This window comes from Streptomyces sp. NPDC021622 (assembly GCF_040640795.1).
In the GTDB taxonomy this organism is placed as follows: domain Bacteria; phylum Actinomycetota; class Actinomycetes; order Streptomycetales; family Streptomycetaceae; genus Streptomyces.
This window is the reverse complement of sequence record NZ_JBFACK010000003.1, coordinates 276,164-292,695: the sequence shown is the minus strand read 5'-3', so window position 1 is coordinate 292,695 and position 16,532 is coordinate 276,164. Positions and strand designations below refer to the sequence as shown.

At 70.0% G+C, this 16,532-nt stretch carries 15 protein-coding genes; 5 read left to right on the top strand and 10 right to left on the bottom strand.

All coding sequences use genetic code 11. The features are described 5' to 3' along the window. Positions 1 to 8: 8 nt before the first annotated feature. From AB0G47_RS08745 to AB0G47_RS08735, 3 genes are all read right to left on the bottom strand, one after another. A complete protein-coding gene (locus AB0G47_RS08745) occupies positions 9 to 1,712 on the bottom strand; it encodes a hypothetical protein (protein WP_360765747.1) in 1,704 nt (567 codons plus the stop codon). Positions 1,713 to 1,816: 104 nt separating this feature from the next. Further along, positions 1,817 to 3,028 (bottom strand): acyl-CoA dehydrogenase family protein, encoded by a 1,212-nt coding sequence (locus AB0G47_RS08740; RefSeq protein ID WP_360765744.1) that lies wholly within the window; start codon positions 3,026 to 3,028, stop codon positions 1,817 to 1,819. A gap of 12 nt (positions 3,029 to 3,040) precedes the next feature. Then, on the bottom strand, positions 3,041 to 3,523 hold the full coding sequence (locus tag AB0G47_RS08735) for an SCP2 sterol-binding domain-containing protein (RefSeq protein WP_360765741.1): 483 nt from the start codon (positions 3,521 to 3,523) through the stop codon (positions 3,041 to 3,043). Between the two features lie 69 nt (positions 3,524 to 3,592). Between AB0G47_RS08735 and AB0G47_RS08730 the strand changes: the two genes are divergently transcribed. From AB0G47_RS08730 to AB0G47_RS08710, 5 genes are all read left to right on the top strand, one after another. Next, the gene (locus tag AB0G47_RS08730) at positions 3,593 to 4,264 is read left to right on the top strand and encodes a TetR/AcrR family transcriptional regulator (RefSeq protein WP_360765738.1); all 672 of its coding nucleotides are present in this window, start codon (positions 3,593 to 3,595) and stop codon (positions 4,262 to 4,264) included. A 139-nt stretch (positions 4,265 to 4,403) separates the two neighbouring features. After that, positions 4,404 to 6,326: an AMP-dependent synthetase/ligase gene (locus tag AB0G47_RS08725; protein ID WP_360765735.1), complete on the top strand. Its 1,923-nt coding sequence runs from the start codon at positions 4,404 to 4,406 to the stop codon at positions 6,324 to 6,326. A 201-nt stretch (positions 6,327 to 6,527) separates the two neighbouring features. Further along, positions 6,528 to 7,298, top strand: coding sequence for a glucose 1-dehydrogenase (locus AB0G47_RS08720; protein WP_360765732.1), 771 nt, complete (start codon positions 6,528 to 6,530; stop codon positions 7,296 to 7,298). 117 nt (positions 7,299 to 7,415) lie between these two features. Further along, on the top strand, positions 7,416 to 7,922 hold the full coding sequence (locus AB0G47_RS08715) for an MFS transporter (RefSeq protein WP_360765730.1): 507 nt from the start codon (positions 7,416 to 7,418) through the stop codon (positions 7,920 to 7,922). 133 nt (positions 7,923 to 8,055) lie between these two features. Continuing rightward, complete coding sequence (locus AB0G47_RS08710) at positions 8,056 to 8,703, top strand: NADH oxidase (protein ID WP_360765727.1); 648 nt, start codon at positions 8,056 to 8,058, stop codon at positions 8,701 to 8,703. A 19-nt stretch (positions 8,704 to 8,722) separates the two neighbouring features. Here AB0G47_RS08710 and AB0G47_RS08705 read toward each other — a convergent pair whose 3' ends face one another. The 7 genes from AB0G47_RS08705 to AB0G47_RS08675 form a co-directional block, all read right to left on the bottom strand. Beyond that, positions 8,723 to 9,331, bottom strand: a complete 609-nt coding sequence (locus AB0G47_RS08705; protein WP_360765725.1) for a response regulator transcription factor — start codon at positions 9,329 to 9,331, stop codon at positions 8,723 to 8,725. An 87-nt stretch (positions 9,332 to 9,418) separates the two neighbouring features. After that, a complete protein-coding gene (locus AB0G47_RS08700; RefSeq protein ID WP_360765722.1) occupies positions 9,419 to 10,663 on the bottom strand; it encodes a histidine kinase in 1,245 nt (414 codons plus the stop codon). A 146-nt stretch (positions 10,664 to 10,809) separates the two neighbouring features. Further along, positions 10,810 to 13,122, bottom strand: a complete 2,313-nt coding sequence (locus AB0G47_RS08695; protein WP_360765720.1) for a TOMM precursor leader peptide-binding protein — start codon at positions 13,120 to 13,122, stop codon at positions 10,810 to 10,812. After that, positions 13,119 to 13,346, bottom strand: a complete 228-nt coding sequence (locus AB0G47_RS08690) for a hypothetical protein (protein WP_360765717.1) — start codon at positions 13,344 to 13,346, stop codon at positions 13,119 to 13,121. Before AB0G47_RS08690 ends, AB0G47_RS08695 begins: the two co-directional genes overlap by 4 nt. 113 nt (positions 13,347 to 13,459) lie before the next feature. Beyond that, on the bottom strand, positions 13,460 to 14,350 hold the full coding sequence (gene rfbD / locus AB0G47_RS08685; RefSeq protein WP_360765715.1) for a dTDP-4-dehydrorhamnose reductase: 891 nt from the start codon (positions 14,348 to 14,350) through the stop codon (positions 13,460 to 13,462). Beyond that, positions 14,347 to 15,402, bottom strand: a complete 1,056-nt coding sequence (gene rfbB, locus AB0G47_RS08680) for a dTDP-glucose 4,6-dehydratase (protein ID WP_360765712.1) — start codon at positions 15,400 to 15,402, stop codon at positions 14,347 to 14,349. The genes rfbD and rfbB overlap by 4 nt, the downstream gene beginning before the upstream one ends. Further along, positions 15,399 to 16,466, bottom strand: coding sequence for a glucose-1-phosphate thymidylyltransferase (locus AB0G47_RS08675; protein ID WP_360765709.1), 1,068 nt, complete (start codon positions 16,464 to 16,466; stop codon positions 15,399 to 15,401). The genes rfbB and AB0G47_RS08675 overlap by 4 nt, the downstream gene beginning before the upstream one ends. Between the last annotated feature and the right edge of the window lie 66 nt (positions 16,467 to 16,532).

The following is a 16,532-nucleotide window of genomic DNA, read 5'->3' as shown; positions in this document are numbered from 1 at the left end:
CCCTCCGCTCAGCCCCCGCACAGCCTCTTCTCGGCCAGCACCGGATCGTTCGGGAAGCGGAAGGACGTGCGTTCCCAGGAGCCGGTGATGTTGCGCCAGAACCTGGCGGGTGTCATCGGGTCCCTCGTCGCCGCCCGCAGCTCGGCGAGCTGACCGCAGCCAAGGGCGCGGCGGGCCGCGGCGACGCCCGCCGGGTCGAGGCCGGCGGGCAGTTCCCCGTCGCCCCGGTCGGCGAAGATCCAGGTGTCGGGCAGCCGCTTGTCGTGGCCCACCCGGCCGGGGATTCGCTCCGAGTGGGCCGCCAGGGGGTAGGCGAGCCCGATCGGGTCGAGCGCCGCCCCGTTCAGCGGGACGACCGTGCCGCTGAAGCCGAGGGTGTTGTAGACGCCGGTGACGGTGGGGGAGTTGGCCGTCACGGGGGTCCTGGCGAGGAGCAGCGTGGGGGTGCCGGAGCGGGCGGCGTCGCGGACGAGACGGGCGTAGTCGGCGTTGGCGCCGTAGCCCGCGAAGCCGTGGTGGAGGGGGTGCGGGGCGGCGTTCTGGCGTACGTACACACCGCGCTCGTCCGCCACACCGCCGGGCCCGATCAGACCCGCGTACGGAACGCGCAGCCAGCCCGCGCAGAGCACGGCCCACAGGGCGACGCCGAGCGTCGCGATGGCCCAGGCGCGTGTGAGGGGCACCAGGAAGACGGGCAGGAGCATGAGCAGCAGGCCCGGCAGGAACATCCGGCCGTGCATGAAGTCGCCGCCCACCTTGATGACGTAGGCCCAGCAGAGCAGCCCGGCGACGACGGGGGCGAACGCGGGGACCAGCGGCGGCAGGACGGTCCGCCCGCGGCCCGACGGGAGGACCGCGACCACGATCAGCAGGGCGGGCATCCACAGCAGATAGGGCCCGGCGAAGTCCATGAGGTAGAACAGTCCGCGTACCCACAGGCTCTGCGAGGCCTCCTTGGTCACGCCCGGCAGCGGCATCAACTGCCCGTAGTAGCCGACCCGGAAGATCTCGTACGCGAGAGGCAGCGCCACCGCCGCGCCGAGACCGCCGAGCGCCACCCACCGCGAAGGGCGCACCATCAGCCACTGCGCGCCGAGGAACACGGCGGAGACCAGCGCAAGGTCCGGTCTGACGAGCGGGCCGAGGCCGAGCACCACGCTGGTGACGACCGAATACGGCTGCGCGACGAGCAGCAGCCAGGCCCCCGCGAGCCAGCAGGTGGCCAGGCCGGTCTCCAGGCCCGAGGTGGCGAAGTCCCAGACGGGCGGCAGGGCGAGGAGCACGAGGCAGCCGAGGGGGAGGAAACGGGCCGTCGAGTACAGCCGCATCGCGCCGAGCGAGGCGAACGCGAACCCGGCGGCGGTCAGCAGCAGCCCGCCGTACATCGCCGCCGTCGCGATGTCGATGCCGGGCAGCCCCGCGAGCGCGAGCAGCCACTGCCAGAGGGTGCCGGTGGAGGACTCGGCGCGTTCGCCCGCGTTGAAGACGGGGCCGTTGCCCGCCAGGATCTGACGGGCCGTGCGGACGTAGATGTGCCCGTCGTCGGACATCCAGCGCCGCCGGAACCCGGCGACCGCGATGAGCAGGGCGGGGAGCAGACAGAGGGTCACGCGTACGTGGGGTCGCGGGGTGGTGAGGGGGCCGCCGCGGTTGCTGTTGAGCAGCCCCAGGGCGGCGTCCGGCTCACGGGCGTAGGAGTGCGTCGGCGTCATGTTCTTACCGTCGATCACCGGCTTCGCCGAGTTCGTCCTCAAACGCCGGACGGGCTGAGATTCCGGCCGAGTATCGTCTCAACGGCCGGACGTCCGGAACCGGCTCAGCGAATCTGCCGCCCCGAGATGGCCCTCGCGATCACGAGCCGCTGGATCTCACTCGTCCCCTCGAAGATCGTGTAGATCTTCGCGTCCCGGTACATCCGCTCCACCGGATGCTCCCTGCTGTACCCGGCGCCGCCGAGCACCTGCACCGCCTTCTCCGTCGCCGCGACGGCCAGTTCGCCGGCCCGCAGCTTGGACATCGAGCCCTGGCCCGCGTCGAACTGCTTGTCGTTGCGTGCCATCCAGGCCGCCTGCCAGATCAGCAGCCGCACCGCCTCGATCTCGGTCCGCAGATCGGCGAGGGCGAAGGCGATGGACTGGTTCTCGATGATGGGGCGGCCGAAGGCGACCCGTGAGCCCGCGTAGTCGAGCGCGTACTCGTACGCCGCCCGCGCGATGCCCAGCGCCTGCGCGCCCACCGTCGGCCTGCTCACCTCGAACGTCGCCATCGCCGCCTGGCCCTTGCCGCCGCCACCCCCACGGACCCGGGCGAGCCGCGCGTCAAGGCGCTCCTTGCCGCCGAGGAGACAGTGCCCCGGCACGCGTACGTCGTCCAGGAAGACGTCCGCCGTGTGCGAGGCCCGCAGCCCCAGCTTCTTGATCTTCCGGGCGCCTTCGAGACCCCGCGTGCCCGGCGGCACGATGAACGCCGCCTGCCCGCGCGACCCGAGGGCGGGGTCGACGGACGCGACCACGACGTGCACGTTCGCAATGCCGCCGTTGGTGATCCACGCCTTCTGGCCGCTCAGGGTCCACTCGTCGCGTGCTGCGTCGTACGTCGCGCGCGTGCGCATCGCCGAGACGTCCGAGCCCGCTTCGGGCTCCGAGACGCAGAACGCCGCGACCTTGGGGTCGTCCTCGTCGCCGAAGCACTGCGGCACCCACTCGGCCAGCTGGTCGGGTGTGCCCGCGGAGAAGATCCCGGCCACCGCGAGGGACGTGCCGAAGAGGGCCATGCCGATGCCCGCGTCGCCCCAGAAGAGCTCCTCGTTGGCGATCTGGAGGGAGAGCCCCGAGGGGTCGCCGAAGAGGTCGGCCAGGGACTCGAAGCCGTAGAGGCCGATCTTCGCGGCCTCCTGGATGACGGGCCAGGGCGTCTCCTCGCGCTCGTCCCACTCGGCGGCCGCCGGACGCACGACGCCGGCCGCGAAGCCGTGCACCCAGTCGCGCAAGTCCCGCTGTTCTTCGGTCAGTTCGAAGGAGAAGGGCATCGCAGGGTCACCTCACGCCTTCGGGATGTCGAAGTAGCGGGTCAGGCCGGCGGCGAGCGCCACATCGCCGGCGATCTTGACCTTGCGCATCATGAACATCGTCACGGGGCTCGCGTTGCCGGAGACCAGCTTGAGGAACTCGGCGTCGGACATGATGAGCGTGACGCGCGGCTCGGCGTCCGAGCGGCCCTCGCGGACGGTGCAGCTGCCCTCCGCGATCTCCGTCTCGTACACGACCTCGTCGACGCCCGTGATCTTCCAGCGGATCAGTGCCGTGAGCGAGCCCGCCGCGTCCGGCTTGAACTGCCGCTCCATGCGGGCGAAGACCTCCGCGAGGACGCGGGCGCGCAGCTCGCCGTCCTGGGCGATCTCGGTGATCTCCTTGCCGGACAGGCCCTTCACGATCTTCGCGAACTCCTCGGGGGTGACGCTCGCGAAGTCCAGACCGGCGATGCCCTCCGCGCCGCCGATACCGCCGGTGCCGTTGTCCGCCATGGCCATCTCCTTACTCTTTAGTAAACTTACTGTTGGGTAAGATAGGCCCGACCTGAGAGGGTGGCAAGGGTGACGGTGAACAGGAGTTCCGAGGGGCGCCGGCGGCGCGTTCCGCGCAAGGAGCGCGAGCAGCAGATCATCGATGTGGCGGTGCGGGTCTTCGCCAAGCGTGGCTATCACGCCGCGTCCGTGGACGAGATTGCCGAACTCGCCGGAATCTCCAAGCCGATGGTGTATCTCTACCTCGACTCCAAGGAAGGCCTCTTCCTCGCCTGCCTGAGCCGTGAGGCCGACCGGCTCGTCGCCGCGTTCCAGGGGGCCGCGCGGGCCGGAGGCGCGGCGCCCGAACTGCGGCTGCACGCGGGCCTTTCGGCGTTCTTCGCCTTTGTCGCCGAGCACCGAGACAGCTGGGTCGTCCTGCACCGTCAGGCGTCGGAGCTGAGCGAGACGATCGCGGCCGCCGTCGCCGACGCCCGCCGGGCGGTGATGGCGCAGGTCGCCGGCCTGGTCTGGGACGGCATCACGGAGAGCGGCGGCGGCTCGCCCCCGGCTCAACTCTCCCACGAAGACGCGGACTTCGTCGCCCATGCGCTGGTCGGCGCGGCGGACTCGCTGACCGACTGGATGGGCAGCCACCCGGACCAGTCCCCGGAGGGGGTCACGCTGCGGCTGATGAACATGGTGTGGGTCGGGATGGGCCGGGTCCTGGAGGGGGAGGTCTGGGTGCCGGCGCGGGAGTGAGCCCCCGGTGCTTCGCCGAGTTCTTCGCTGTCCGCACCATTGAACTTTCCCTACGCTTGAGTAAGTTGACCTCCCAGTAAGTACGCAACGCACCGCATCACCTCTGCACGTCAGCTGGTCGCCGGAGCCGGGAGCCGTCATGGGCGTACGCAAGGATCTGAAAAGGGCACAACGCCACAGCGAGCTGGCGGAGCGCACCACCGTCGAGATCGTCCGGGACGGGCACGGGGTCGTGCGCGAGGCGAGTGTCGCCCCGCTCGCGGCGACGGCCACCGCGGGCAGCACCGCCGACATCCCCTTCACCAACGCCGCCGAGGCGCCCGACGCCGTCGTCCTGCGCCGCAAGCAGGGCGACCAGTGGCGGCCGGTCACCGCGGCGGCCTTCGCACGGGAAGTCACCGCCGTCGCCAAGGGGTTGATCGCCGCGGGGCTGGAACCGGGCGGCCGTGTCGCGCTGATGTCCCGTACCCGGTACGAGTGGGCCGTCCTCGACTTCGCGATCTGGGCGGCGGGCGGGCAGAGTGTGCCCGTGTACGCGACATCGGCGGCCGAGCAGATCGAGTGGATCGTGCGGGACTCCGGCGCGGGGTTCCTGATCGCGGAGAACCCGGAGAACGTGGCGACGGCCGAGGCGGCCGTCGCGGACCTCGCCGAACCGCCGCGCGTCCTGTGCATCGACGACGGGGCCGTGCTCCAACTGGTGCAGGGCGGCCGGGAGTTGTCCGACGAGGAAGTGACCAAGCGGCGGTCCGCGCTCACCCCGGACTCCATCGCCACCATCTGCTACACCTCGGGCACCACGGGCAAGCCCAAGGGCTGCGTCCTCACCCACGGCAATCTGCACGCCGAGGCCGCGAACACGGTCGACCTCCTCCACCCCGTCTTCAAGGAGATCACCGGCCAGGTCGCTTCGACGCTCCTCTTCCTGCCGCTCGCCCACATCCTGGGCCGCACCATCCAGATCGCCTGCATGCTCGCCCGCATCGAACTCGGCCACTGCCCGAGCATCAAACCGGACGAGCTGCGCCCCGAACTCCGTTCATTCAGGCCCACGTTCGTCGTCGGCGTCCCGTATCTCTTCGAGAAGATCCACGACACGGGGCGCGCGACCGCCGAGAAGATCGGGCGCGGCGCGTCCTTCGACCGGGCCGAGGGGATCGCGGTGCGGTTCGGCGAGGCGTACCTGAACAAGTTCCTGGACAAGCGCGGGCCCGGACCCTCGATCGGGCTCTATCTGGGCTGGGCGCTCTACGAGCTGCTCGTCTACCGGCGCATCCGCAAGGAGGTCGGCGGCAGGCTGCGCTACGCCATCAGCGGCGGCTCCCCCCTCGACCGCCGCCTCAACCTCTTCTTCTACGCCGCCGGGATCGTCATCTACGAGGGGTACGGCCTGACGGAGACCACCGCCGCCGCGACCATCACCCCGCCGCTGAAGCCCCGCCCCGGCACGGTGGGCCTGCCGGTGCCCGGCACCGCGATCCGCATCGCGGACGACGGGGAGGTGCTCATCAAGGGCGGCATCGTCTTCGGCTCGTACTGGAACAACCCGGCCGCCACGGACGCCGTGCTGCAAGGCGAGTGGTTCGCCACCGGAGACCTCGGGGCGCTCGACGACGACGGCTACCTCACGATCACCGGGCGCAAGAAGGACCTCATCGTCACCTCCGGCGGCAAGAACGTCTCCCCGGCGATCCTGGAGGACCGGCTGCGCAGCCGGGCGCCGGTCGGCCAGTGCATCGTCGTCGGCGACAACCGCTCCTACGTCGCCGCGGTCATCACGCTGGACCCGGAGGCCGTCGAGCACTGGCTCTCCGTGCGCAAACGCCCCAAGGACACCCCGCTCGCCGAACTCTGCCGGGACCCGAAGATGATCGCCGAGGTCCAGAAGGCCGTGGACTACGCCAACTCGGCGGTCTCGCGCGCCGAGTCCGTCCGCAGGTTCGTCATCGTCGAGGGCGAGTTCACCGAGGACAACGGGCTGCTCACGCCATCCCTGAAGATCAAACGGCACGCGGTGGCGACGGCGTACGCGGACGAGATCGAGGCGCTCTACGGGGACTGAGGCGACGGGGGCTCTCCTCCTGCCGCTGGGTGGCGGCAATTGACGCGCCTCGCCGTCGCGCGGAAACCCCGATGCCGGCGAGCGGACGGCTGTGGTGTGGGTGGTGGTGATAACACCACCATAGGTTGGCTCTACTCAGGTCTCGCCAGTAGCGGCGAGGCTGCTCCAGCTCATATCCATTCAAAGGCTGGGGATTTCACCATGCAGAGCACGTCCTGCGGTGCCCGTTTCGACGGCAAGGTCGCCCTGATCACCGGCGGCGCGACCGGAATGGGTCTGGCGACCGCGCGGCGCCTGCTCGACGAGGGCGCCGAGGTCGTCATCACCGGCCGCAGCGAGGACCGCCTCAAGCGCGCCGCCGAGCGCCTGGACGCGGGCGACCGGCTGCTCGCGGTGCCCGCCGACGTCTCCAAGCCGGCCGACCTCGACCGCGTTAGGGGAGAGGTGCGGGAGCGCTTCGGCCACCTGGACGTGGTGTTCGCCAACGCCGGTGTCGGTGTCTTCAAGCGGATCGAGGAGTTCACCGAGGAGGACTTCGACGGCGTGGTGGACGCCAACTTCAAGGGTGTCTTCTTCACCGTCAAGCACGCGCTCCCGCTGCTCAAGGACGGCAGCTCGATCGTGATCAACGCCTCGTGGACCCACCACAAGGGCCTGGTCATCGGCTCCCTGTACGCCGCGAGCAAGGCGGCCGCGGCCAACCTCGCCAAGACCCTCGCCAGCGACCTCTCCGACCGCGGCATCCGGGTCAACGCCGTCAGCCCCGGCTACATCGACACCGACATGTTCCGTGAGTCGGTGCCGACCGACGAGGCCCGCGAGGCGAGCCGCCAGGGCGTGGTCCTCAAGCGCATCGGCACCCCGGAGGAGGTCGCGTCCGCCGTCGCCTTCCTCGCGTCGCACGACGCGTCGTACGTCAACGGAGTCGACCTCCTCGTCGACGGCGGCGTCGCCAACTCCATCCCTGCGTGACCGGCGCCCGCGGCACACAAGCACTCGCACTCGCACCAAGGAGCGCAAGAGTTGTCTTCCCGTTCAGGTGGGCGAACCCGGGGATCGAACCCCCAAGTCACTTTGATCGCCGTCCTGTTGACCCTGCTGATCCTGCCGACCTCGGTCACCGGGTCGGGCGTGGCCCTGCCACACATCGGCCTGGACACGGACGCGTCCCTTGATGCCCTGCAATGGGTGGTGCACGCCTACAACTTGACCTTCGCGAGCTTCATGCTGGCGTGCGGCGCGCTGGCCGACCTGCTCGGGCGGCGGCGCGTGTTCGCCGTCGGTGCGGTGCTGTTCACGGTGGCCTCGCTGGTCAGCGCGGTGGTCAGCGACATCTGTGTCAACTCCGATGATCTCGCCGGGCCGTTGGAGAAGCTGCCGGAGAAGGTGCAGCCCAGCTTCTTCGACTTCGTGAGCGAGGGCTTCACCGGCGCCTGGCAGGTGGTGCTGTGGGCGAGCGCCGTGATCTGCGCGCTTCTCTCGGTGGCGATCTACGTGATGCTGTCCGAGAAGAAGAAGGACGTGACGGTCGCCAAGGGCGGCCCCGCAGCGACCCCCGGCCGCAGCGAGGCTTGCCGGCTGCCGGCGGCCATGTGAACCGCTGAGCGCCCGGTGCCCGGCGGCGGTCGCGACCCCGGGTATGAGCGATTCATGTGCTCGGCATGATTTCAGGACTGCCGCGCCGGCGGCCCTTGGAACAGGGTGGCTTCCAATGGCATGAGGAGGTTCTATGGCGCAGTCTCCGGAGTCGGCGGAGCCGTTCGCCGGTCAGCTCATCCAGCTGTGGTCGCTCCGGGAGGACGTGGAAGTCGCGGCCAGTGACGGCGCCGAGCACCTGTCCCTCAAGTGGAACTCCGGCACCGAGTGGATCGGCGATCCGACACCACTGGTCCGCAACGTGCTCAGCCGGATGGAACTCGGCCCCGTCGTGCTCGACAACGCGTGGCCCGCGCCGACGGGTCCTGAGGACCCGGACCCCTATGAGGTCCTCCTGCCGGTCTTCGAGCGGCTCTCCCATCTGATCGTCCGCACCCTCGGCGTCGACGACCTGAGAGGGCCGCTCCTGTCGGTGGTCCCGGTCGCGGAAGGTGCCCAACTGGTCCTCGCGGGGCGGCGGGACGGCCGTGCGCTGCGGACGGCCGTCGGCCTCTCCATGGCCTTCGGCGAGTCCTCGGTGCGGTTACAGACCGCCTCGTCGCCGCACCACGTGCTCATCCACCGGCCCGAGCCGATCTGGGTGGTGGGGCTGCTCGGCTGGCCGGTCACGCCCGCCGTGGTGAGCGACGCGCTGCCGCTGCCCGCCGAGGTCACGGACGCCATCCTGGACTATCTCGCGGTCGCGGGGATGGTCGTCCCGGACGGGGATCCCGCGGACTGAGCGCCGTGCTCCGGCCCGCTCACAGCAGCCAGCCGGCCTCACGGGCGATGCGGATGGCGTCGACGCGATTGCGTGCGTTGAGCTTGGTCACGACCGTCGTCAGATAGTTCCGTACGGTGCCGACCGAGAGCCGCAGCTGTGTCGCTATCTCGACGACCTCGTAACCCCCCGCGGCCAGTTGGAGCACCTCGGTCTCGCGGGCCGTCAGCGGGCTGTCCGCGCCTCCCCAGGCGGCAAGGGCCAGCTCGGAGTCGATCACACGCTGGCCGCCGGCCACTTTCCGCACCGCCTGGGCGAGCTTCTGCGGCGGGGCGTCCTTGAGGAGGTACCCGGAGACCTGGGCGGCCATCGCACGCCTGAGGGTGCCGGGGCGGTCCAGGCTGGTGAGGATCAGGGTCTTGCAGTCGGGCAGCCGCTCATGCAGCAGGGACGCCGCGCTCAGCCCGTCGAGCCCCGGAAGATCGATGTCGATGATGGCCACGTCCGGCTTCTCCGCGAGCGCCGCGGGCAGGATTTCATCCCCGCGTTCCACGCTTGCCACGACATTCAGATCCCTCTCGAGACTCAGTAAGGCCACCAGCGCGCCTCTCACCATGTGCATGTCCTCGGCCAGAAGTACGCGGAGCACAGTCCCCCCAGGATGTCGATCTGTGCAGGCACAGCCAGAGAATCCGGGGTGACAATATCAGCCAACTCCAGTCGCGTAGTTGGACAGTTACGGTTCGGGGTTCGCCATTTCCTTCATCTGCGGCTCCGCCGTCACCGCCGTAACGGTGACTGCTTTGACCGGAGCTTCGGCGATCAGGCGGAACAGCCCCGTTGGAGCCCCGTCGTCCGGTTCGCCCTGCGGCCGGTCGATGGTCAGCGTGCCGCCGATCGCGCACAGCCGCTGCTCCAGATTGCCCAGACCGTTGCCGCTGTGCGGGGCCGGCGGGCGGTGGTCGCGCACCAGGCCGTCGTTGACGATCGTCAGGCGGGCCGTCCCGTCGTCGATCGAGGCGGTGATGGCGCACCGGCTCGCCTTGCTGTGCCGCAGCAGATTGGTGACCGCCTCGCGCAGGACGGTCGCAAGGACGGTGCCGGCCAGCGCGTTGACGTCCTTGAGGGCGGGGGCGATGTCGACGGTGACGTCCACCTCCGCCGACACGAGCACCGACTGCGCGGACGACACCTCCGTGAGCAGCGACATCTCCCGGTAGCCGCTGGCCACCCTGCGCACGTCGGCGAGCGCCTGCCGGGAGATGGAGAGGACTTCGGTCACCTCCTGCTCCGTACGCTCGTGCTGGACGCCCAGGAGACGGTGGATCAGCTCGCTCTTGAGCACGATGGCGGAGAGGCTGTAGCCGAGCAGGTCGTGCAAGTCCTGGGAGAGGCGCAGGCGTTCGTTGACCACGGCCATTCTGGCGATCTCGGCGCGGGCGGCGTGCACCTCCTCCACGATCGCCGAGAGCCGGGAGAGGCCATACACCACGAGCCCGGAGAGCAGTGTGCTCTGGCACATGTAGACGATGTCGACGACCGAGAGATCGTTGAGGATGCCGGGGACGAGCAGGCTCAGGCCGGTCGCCGCGAAGAGCGGCCAGGCCACCCGGGTGGGCAGCAGGAGGAGAAGCGATCCTGCGAAGAATCCCGCCATCCCGCCCCAGGCGACCCCGAAGTAGACGAGGGGCAGATAGGTGACGACGGACTGAGCGCCGAGCGTCAGCAGCCTGCGCCGTAAGGGAGCGCGGTCCGCCCCTCGCCTGGAGTGGTTCAACTGCAGTGCGAACGCCGCCGAGATGGTGACAAGGCCCGTCACCAAAGTGGCCGCTGTCGGGTCCGCACTCAAGAGGTTGATCACCGTGATGATCAAGTAACACGTCAGCGTCGCCAGCAGGATGGTCCGTGCCAGTTGCGGGGCGGGACCACTGTTGATTCGTATCTTTGACGGATCGGACTGGTCGAGACGGGTCTCGCGCATCCTCGCAGTGCTCCTAAGCAACCTGGGGGGAGTGGCCCTGAGCCGCTCATCCTAAGCAGGAGAGGTGATATGCACATTCAATTCGGATGCCGTAACTGTCAGGTCCTGACCGGTAGTTGAAAGGGAGATGCAATTCGGGGAGGCATTCAGACGAAGAGCGGGACGGGGTTGAGTTCGTCGTACGGCGTCGGTTCCGCGAGCCTTCCCAGCGCGACGGGGACGTCGAAGAGCCGGCCCGGCGCATAGCGCGCCCAGAAGTGCCGAAGGCCGGGGACCAGCACCTTGACCACCGGGAGTTCGATGTCCGGCTGGGTCTGGTCGAGCACCAGGAGGTCGAGGCCGCGCCCGGTGAGGAGTTCGGTGACGGCGGTGAGGTCGTCGCGCAGATCCGTGCGGTGGGTGTAGACCCAGGACCGCGGTGTGCACGGCGCGACGTCGTCGGCGCCCCGCAGGTAGTGCTGGTTCCCGACCGTCGCGGAGCGCCACCAGGCCACCGCCCCGGGGTGGTCGGTCCCGTACACGCCGGGGCCGCCGTGTGTCCCGTGGACCGACGGCAGCAGCTGGCCCATCTCCGTGAGCGCCCTGCGCAGCGCGACGCCCGGGTCGAAGTGGGCCCCGAAGCCGAACACGATGTCCTCGGTCGGCCCGTCGGTGCGCCGGGAAAGGGCGACGATCGCCGGGATGCCGAGATCCGTGGTGAGGTCGAGCGCCCAGATCTCGCGGCCGAGCCTGCGGTAGCCGGAGCGGAGCCGTTCGATGTACGGCTCGTCGAAGGAGTCCAGGTCGACGGCAGGCTGACGGGTGCGGTTGTACCACCACAGGGCCACCGCATCGCGCTCCACCAGTTCGAGGAAGCCCTGGAGCACGGCGTCCTCGGTGCTGGATCCGGCGGCGTTGCCGTTGGAGTCGGCGGTGGGCTCATGGGCGGGGAGCCGGTCGGGGGAGAAGTAGAGCATGCTGGTCGGCAGCAGCCGGTGGGTTCCCGACGCGAGGGACCACACCGGTGTCCAGCCCACCGGGCACGTCTCGTCGAAGCGCTCCGGTACGTAACTGAACGGCGAGCACTCGGCGTTCCAGCGGTCGCGGTCCCGGAACTGCCGGTCGTGGTACAGCTGGCAGGCGTTGGGATGCAGCGCCTGAGGGCCCAGCGAGCGGTAGCTGTCGCGCACCACCGGCTCGTCGCCGCGCCGGGTCCCGCTGTACCGCTCGACCGCCTCGCACAGGGCGCTCACCTTGGCCTCGGTCGCCGTAAGACCCTTGCCACCGCTGAGCGAGCGCAGCCCGGCCCGCATCTGGGCGAGGCTCCCCGACTCCATGGCGAGGTTCTGACCGGACACGTACGCCTCGGCGAACGAGGGGGTGCCCTCGGCGCGGCGGACCTCTTTGACGATTCCGGTGACCGGACCGATCAGCGAGCCGTGCCGCTCCAGCATCTGCTGTGCGGTGAGCGCCCGATGGCCGCCGCCGGTGCCGTCGGCCGCCTTGGGGCGGCTCCGCGGCACGAAAGGGGACCAGCCCCGCTCGCCGACGATCTGGGGGTTTCCGCACACGGCGCACTGGGGCTGCCGCGTCGTGGGGTGCCAGGTGCTCTGGAACGTCAGGGTGTCGAGCGTCAGGATGGAGCTCTGCTCGGGACGCCGCGCCCCGGCGAGCCACTTGACCGTCTCCAGTACGGCGGTGTGCGCGGCCAGCGCCCGCCCCGCGGCCAGCGAGGCGTCCGGCCTGGTGAGCGGGCGGTCAAGCCCGAGGGCGCGCTGGACCGGCAGCTCCGTCGTGCGGTGGCCGCGCAGCCGCGTCGCCACGCAGTTCCAGCAAGGTCCTTCCGACGGGCGGAAGATCGGGCCGATCCATGGTTCGGGACCGCGCAGCCGGGCCGGCATCCAGGGGCGCCGCGCGGCGCGGTGGAGGGCGTCCACCTCGCGCAGCGCCGGATCGAGGTAGTCGTCCACCAGGACGATGGTGAAGTCCGCGGCGCTCTCCACCTCCGTGACGTGCAGGCCCGTGTCCAGGCACGCCTGCCGCACGGGCCGCAGCGCCGTCGCGTCCAGTGCGCTGATCCGCACGGTCGCCCGCGCCACCTCGTCGGCGGCGTGGGCCCCGTCGAGGCCCGCGACGTCCCAGTAGGCCTCGCTGACCCGCTCGGAGTGGGTGGTGCGGCGGTCCGAAGGCCGGAAGCGCAGCAGGCCGGCATCGGTGAGCAGCCGCAGTGCGGAGGAGACCTCGTCGCCGGTCAGCGCCGGGTGGGCCGCACGGGCGATGGCCTCCGGTGTCCTGGTGCCGTCGAGAAGCGGGACAAGGATCTCGGCGTGCGGGCCGTGCAGTGCGGTGATCCCGAGGTGGGACACCAAGTAGGCCGCTTCGCCGGGGACGACCGCGGGGTGGAGGTGACTCTTGAACTCCACCCGCACGGTCGTGTCCGTGATCGTCGTGGTTCTCTCGTGCCCCCCGGCCACGGTCATGCCCGTGACAGCTCGGCTATGCCCTGGGCTCCCATGGTGTGCTGCTGGGAGGAGTTGGTGAAGGTGAACGCCGCGTTGGTGAACGTGAAAGCGGCGTTCGTGAAGGTGAACGGGGCATCCGATGAGCCACCGTGGGCGTCGAGCCGCTCCACGACGAGGTTCGGCAGGACGGCACTCGGAGTCGTGGCGGGAACGCGAGCAGCCGATGCGATGATCTTGTCCATGGCTTGATTGCCCTTCTTCAGCGCTACGGAGTGGATTCCTCTGTGCGCTCCCTATATTTGTTCCGCCACGAGGGATAGGGCAGTGGCCGGGTCACTTGTCGCGGGTGAGCTTTTCATGGTCCTCCGGTAACTGCCGCGCGCAATACGGGAAATGCTCCGGCGAGCGCGGCTCGCCAGTCCTGGATTGGCTCGATCCCGGCCCCGGCCCAGCGGCCGTGGCCAAGGACGCTGTAGGCGGGTCTGGGGGCGGGGCGGACGTACGCGGCGCTGGTGGTCGGACGCACCCGCTCCGGATCCGCGCCGAGGAGCCGGAAGATCTCCCTGGCCAGCTCGAACCAGGTGCAGTCTCCGCCGCTCGTGCCGTGGTAGATGCCGGGCGGCGCCGTCCCTTCGACGGCCGCACGGCCCAGGCGCACCAGACGGTCCGCGAGATCCACCGTCCAAGTCGGCTGGCCCCGCTGGTCGTCGACCACCTCCAGGGTGTCCCGCTCACGCTCCAGACGAATCATGGTCGCCACGAAACTCGGCCCGCCGACGCCGTAGAGCCAGGCCGTGCGCACCACGTGACCGGCCTCAGGCAGGATGTCGAGCACCGCCCGCTCGCCCGCCAGCTTCGTCCTGCCGTACGCCGTGCGGGGCGCGGGCGCCGCGTCCTCCGGATACGGGGACGAGGCGTCCCCGGCGAAGACGTAGTCCGTGGAGACATGGAGCAGCCGGGTGCCCGAATCCCGGCAGGCCAGGGCGAGTTGGCGGGGTCCGTCGCCGTTGAGCCGCAGCGCTTCGTTCTCCTGGGCCTCCGCGTCGTCGACCGCGGTCCAGGCCGCGCAGTTCACCAGGACCGAGGGCCGCAGCCCGGCGACGGTGTCCCGCACGGCCGCGCCGTCGCGGATGTCGAGAGCGCCGCGGTCCAGGGCGGTCGTCTTCACCCCGGCGGCCGAGAGCCGGGCCACCACGTCCTGGCCCAGCATCCCGCCCGCTCCGGTGACCACCCAGCCGCCGCTCACAGGGCCGCCCGCTGCTGGAGCGGTTCCCACCAGGCGCGGTTCTCGCGGTACCACGCGACGGTCTCGGCGAGTCCCGTGGCGAAGTCCTTGCGGGGCCGGTAGCCCAACTCCTCAGTGATCTTGGTGCAGTCGACGGAGTAGCGCCGGTCGTGACCCTTGCGGTCCTCGACGTACGTCACCGACTCCCAGCCCGCCCCGCACGCCTCAAGGAGCAGGGAGACCAGCTCCTTGTTGGTCAGCTCGGTGCCGCCGCCGATGTTGTAGACGTGTCCCGCGCGGCCCCGGGTGCGGACCAGGTCGATGCCCTGGACGTGGTCGTCGATGTGCAGCCAGTCCCTGACGTTGAGCCCGTCGCCGTACAGCGGCACGTCCTGTCCCTGCATCAGCCGGGTGATGAACAGCGGGATGAGCTTCTCCGGGAAGTGGTGGTGCCCGTAGTTGTTGGAGCAGCGCGTCACGCGGACGTCGAGGCCGTGGGTGTGGTGGTAAGAGAGAGCGAGCAGATCGCTGGACGCCTTGGACGCGGAGTAGGGGGAGTTGGGCGCCAGCGGATGGGACTCGGGCCAGGAGCCGTGGTCGATCGAGCCGTACACCTCGTCGGTCGAGACGTGGACGAACACGCCCTCGTCCCCGGCATGGTGGCGCAGCGCCGCGTCGAGCAGGGTCTGGGTTCCCGCGACGTTCGTCCGTACGAACTCGGTCGCGCCCAGGATCGAGCGGTCGACGTGCGACTCCGCGGCGAAGTGCACGATCTGCTCGTGCTCGGCGACCAGCGTGTCCACCAGTTCGGCGTCGCAGATGTCGCCCTGGACGAAGGAGAACCCGGGGTGCTCGCGCACCGGGTCGAGGTTGGCGGGGTTGCCCGCGTAGGTGAGCTTGTCGAGGACGGTGATCCGTACGCCGCCCGGTCCTTCGGGGCCGAGCAGGGTGCGGACGTAGTGCGAGCCGATGAAGCCGGCGCCGCCGGTGACCAGGATCTTCGTGGGACCCTTGGCCGCTGTCTGCGGCGTCTGCGGCGTCTGCGGCGTCTGCGGTGTCTGTGGTGGGGTCATGACGCGATCTGCACCTTGCTGTGGTCGCCGAGGACGAGCCGGTGGGCCGCGGGAACCCGCGACGCGGGGGTCACTTCCACGCTCCGGCCGATCAGGGAACTCTCTATCCTGCGGACGCCGTCGACCGACGAGCCGCTGAGCATGATGGAGAACTCGATCTCGCTGTCGGTGATCCGGCAGCCCTCCGCGATGGAGGTGGAAGGGCCGATGTACGAATCGGTGATCACCGATCCGGCGCCGATCACGGCAGGCCCCACGATCCGCGAGCCGGCGATCTTCGCGCCCGCCTCGACCTTGACCTTGCCCACGATCTCGGAGGCCTCGTCGACCGATCCGTCGATGCCGCCGTCGGCGGCCTCGAGTACGGAGCGGTTGACCTCCAGCATGTCGACGACGTTCCCGGTGTCCTTCCAGTAACCGGAGATCGTCGTCGAGCGGACGCCGCCGCGGTTGTCGATGAGCCACTGGATGGCATGGGTGATCTCCAGCTCGCCGCGCCAGGACGGCTCGATGGAGCGTACGGCTTCGTGGATGGCGGGAGTGAAGAGATAGACGCCCACGAGCGCCAGGTCGCTGCGCGGCTGCGCGGGCTTCTCCTCCAGACCCACCACCTTGCCCGACGCGTCGAGTTCGGCGACGCCGAAGGCGGTCGGATCGGAGACCTTGGTGAGCAGGATCTGCGCGTCGGGCCGGTTCTCGCGGAACGAGCCGACCAGGTCCGCGATGCCGCCGACGATGAAGTTGTCGCCGAGATACATCACGAAGTCCTCGTCGCCGAGGAACTCCCGGGCGATCAGGACGGCGTGCGCCAGACCCAGCGGTGCCGACTGGGGGATGTAGGTGATGTCGAGGCCGAACTCGGAGCCGTCGCCGACGGCTTCCTCGATCTCGGCGGCGGTGTCGCCGACGATGATGCCGACCTCGGTGATGCCCGCCTCCGCGATCGCCTCCAACCCGTAGAACAGCACGGGTTTGTTGGCGACGGGGACGAGTTGCTTGGCGTAGGTGTGGGTGATGGGCCGCAGGCGGGTGCCGGCCCCGCCGGACAGTACGAGAGCCTTCATGGACCGGACGCTAGGGTCCCCGGCTCAAGCGCCGGTGGGGGCCCGGACGGGCCGCGCCGGGGCGAG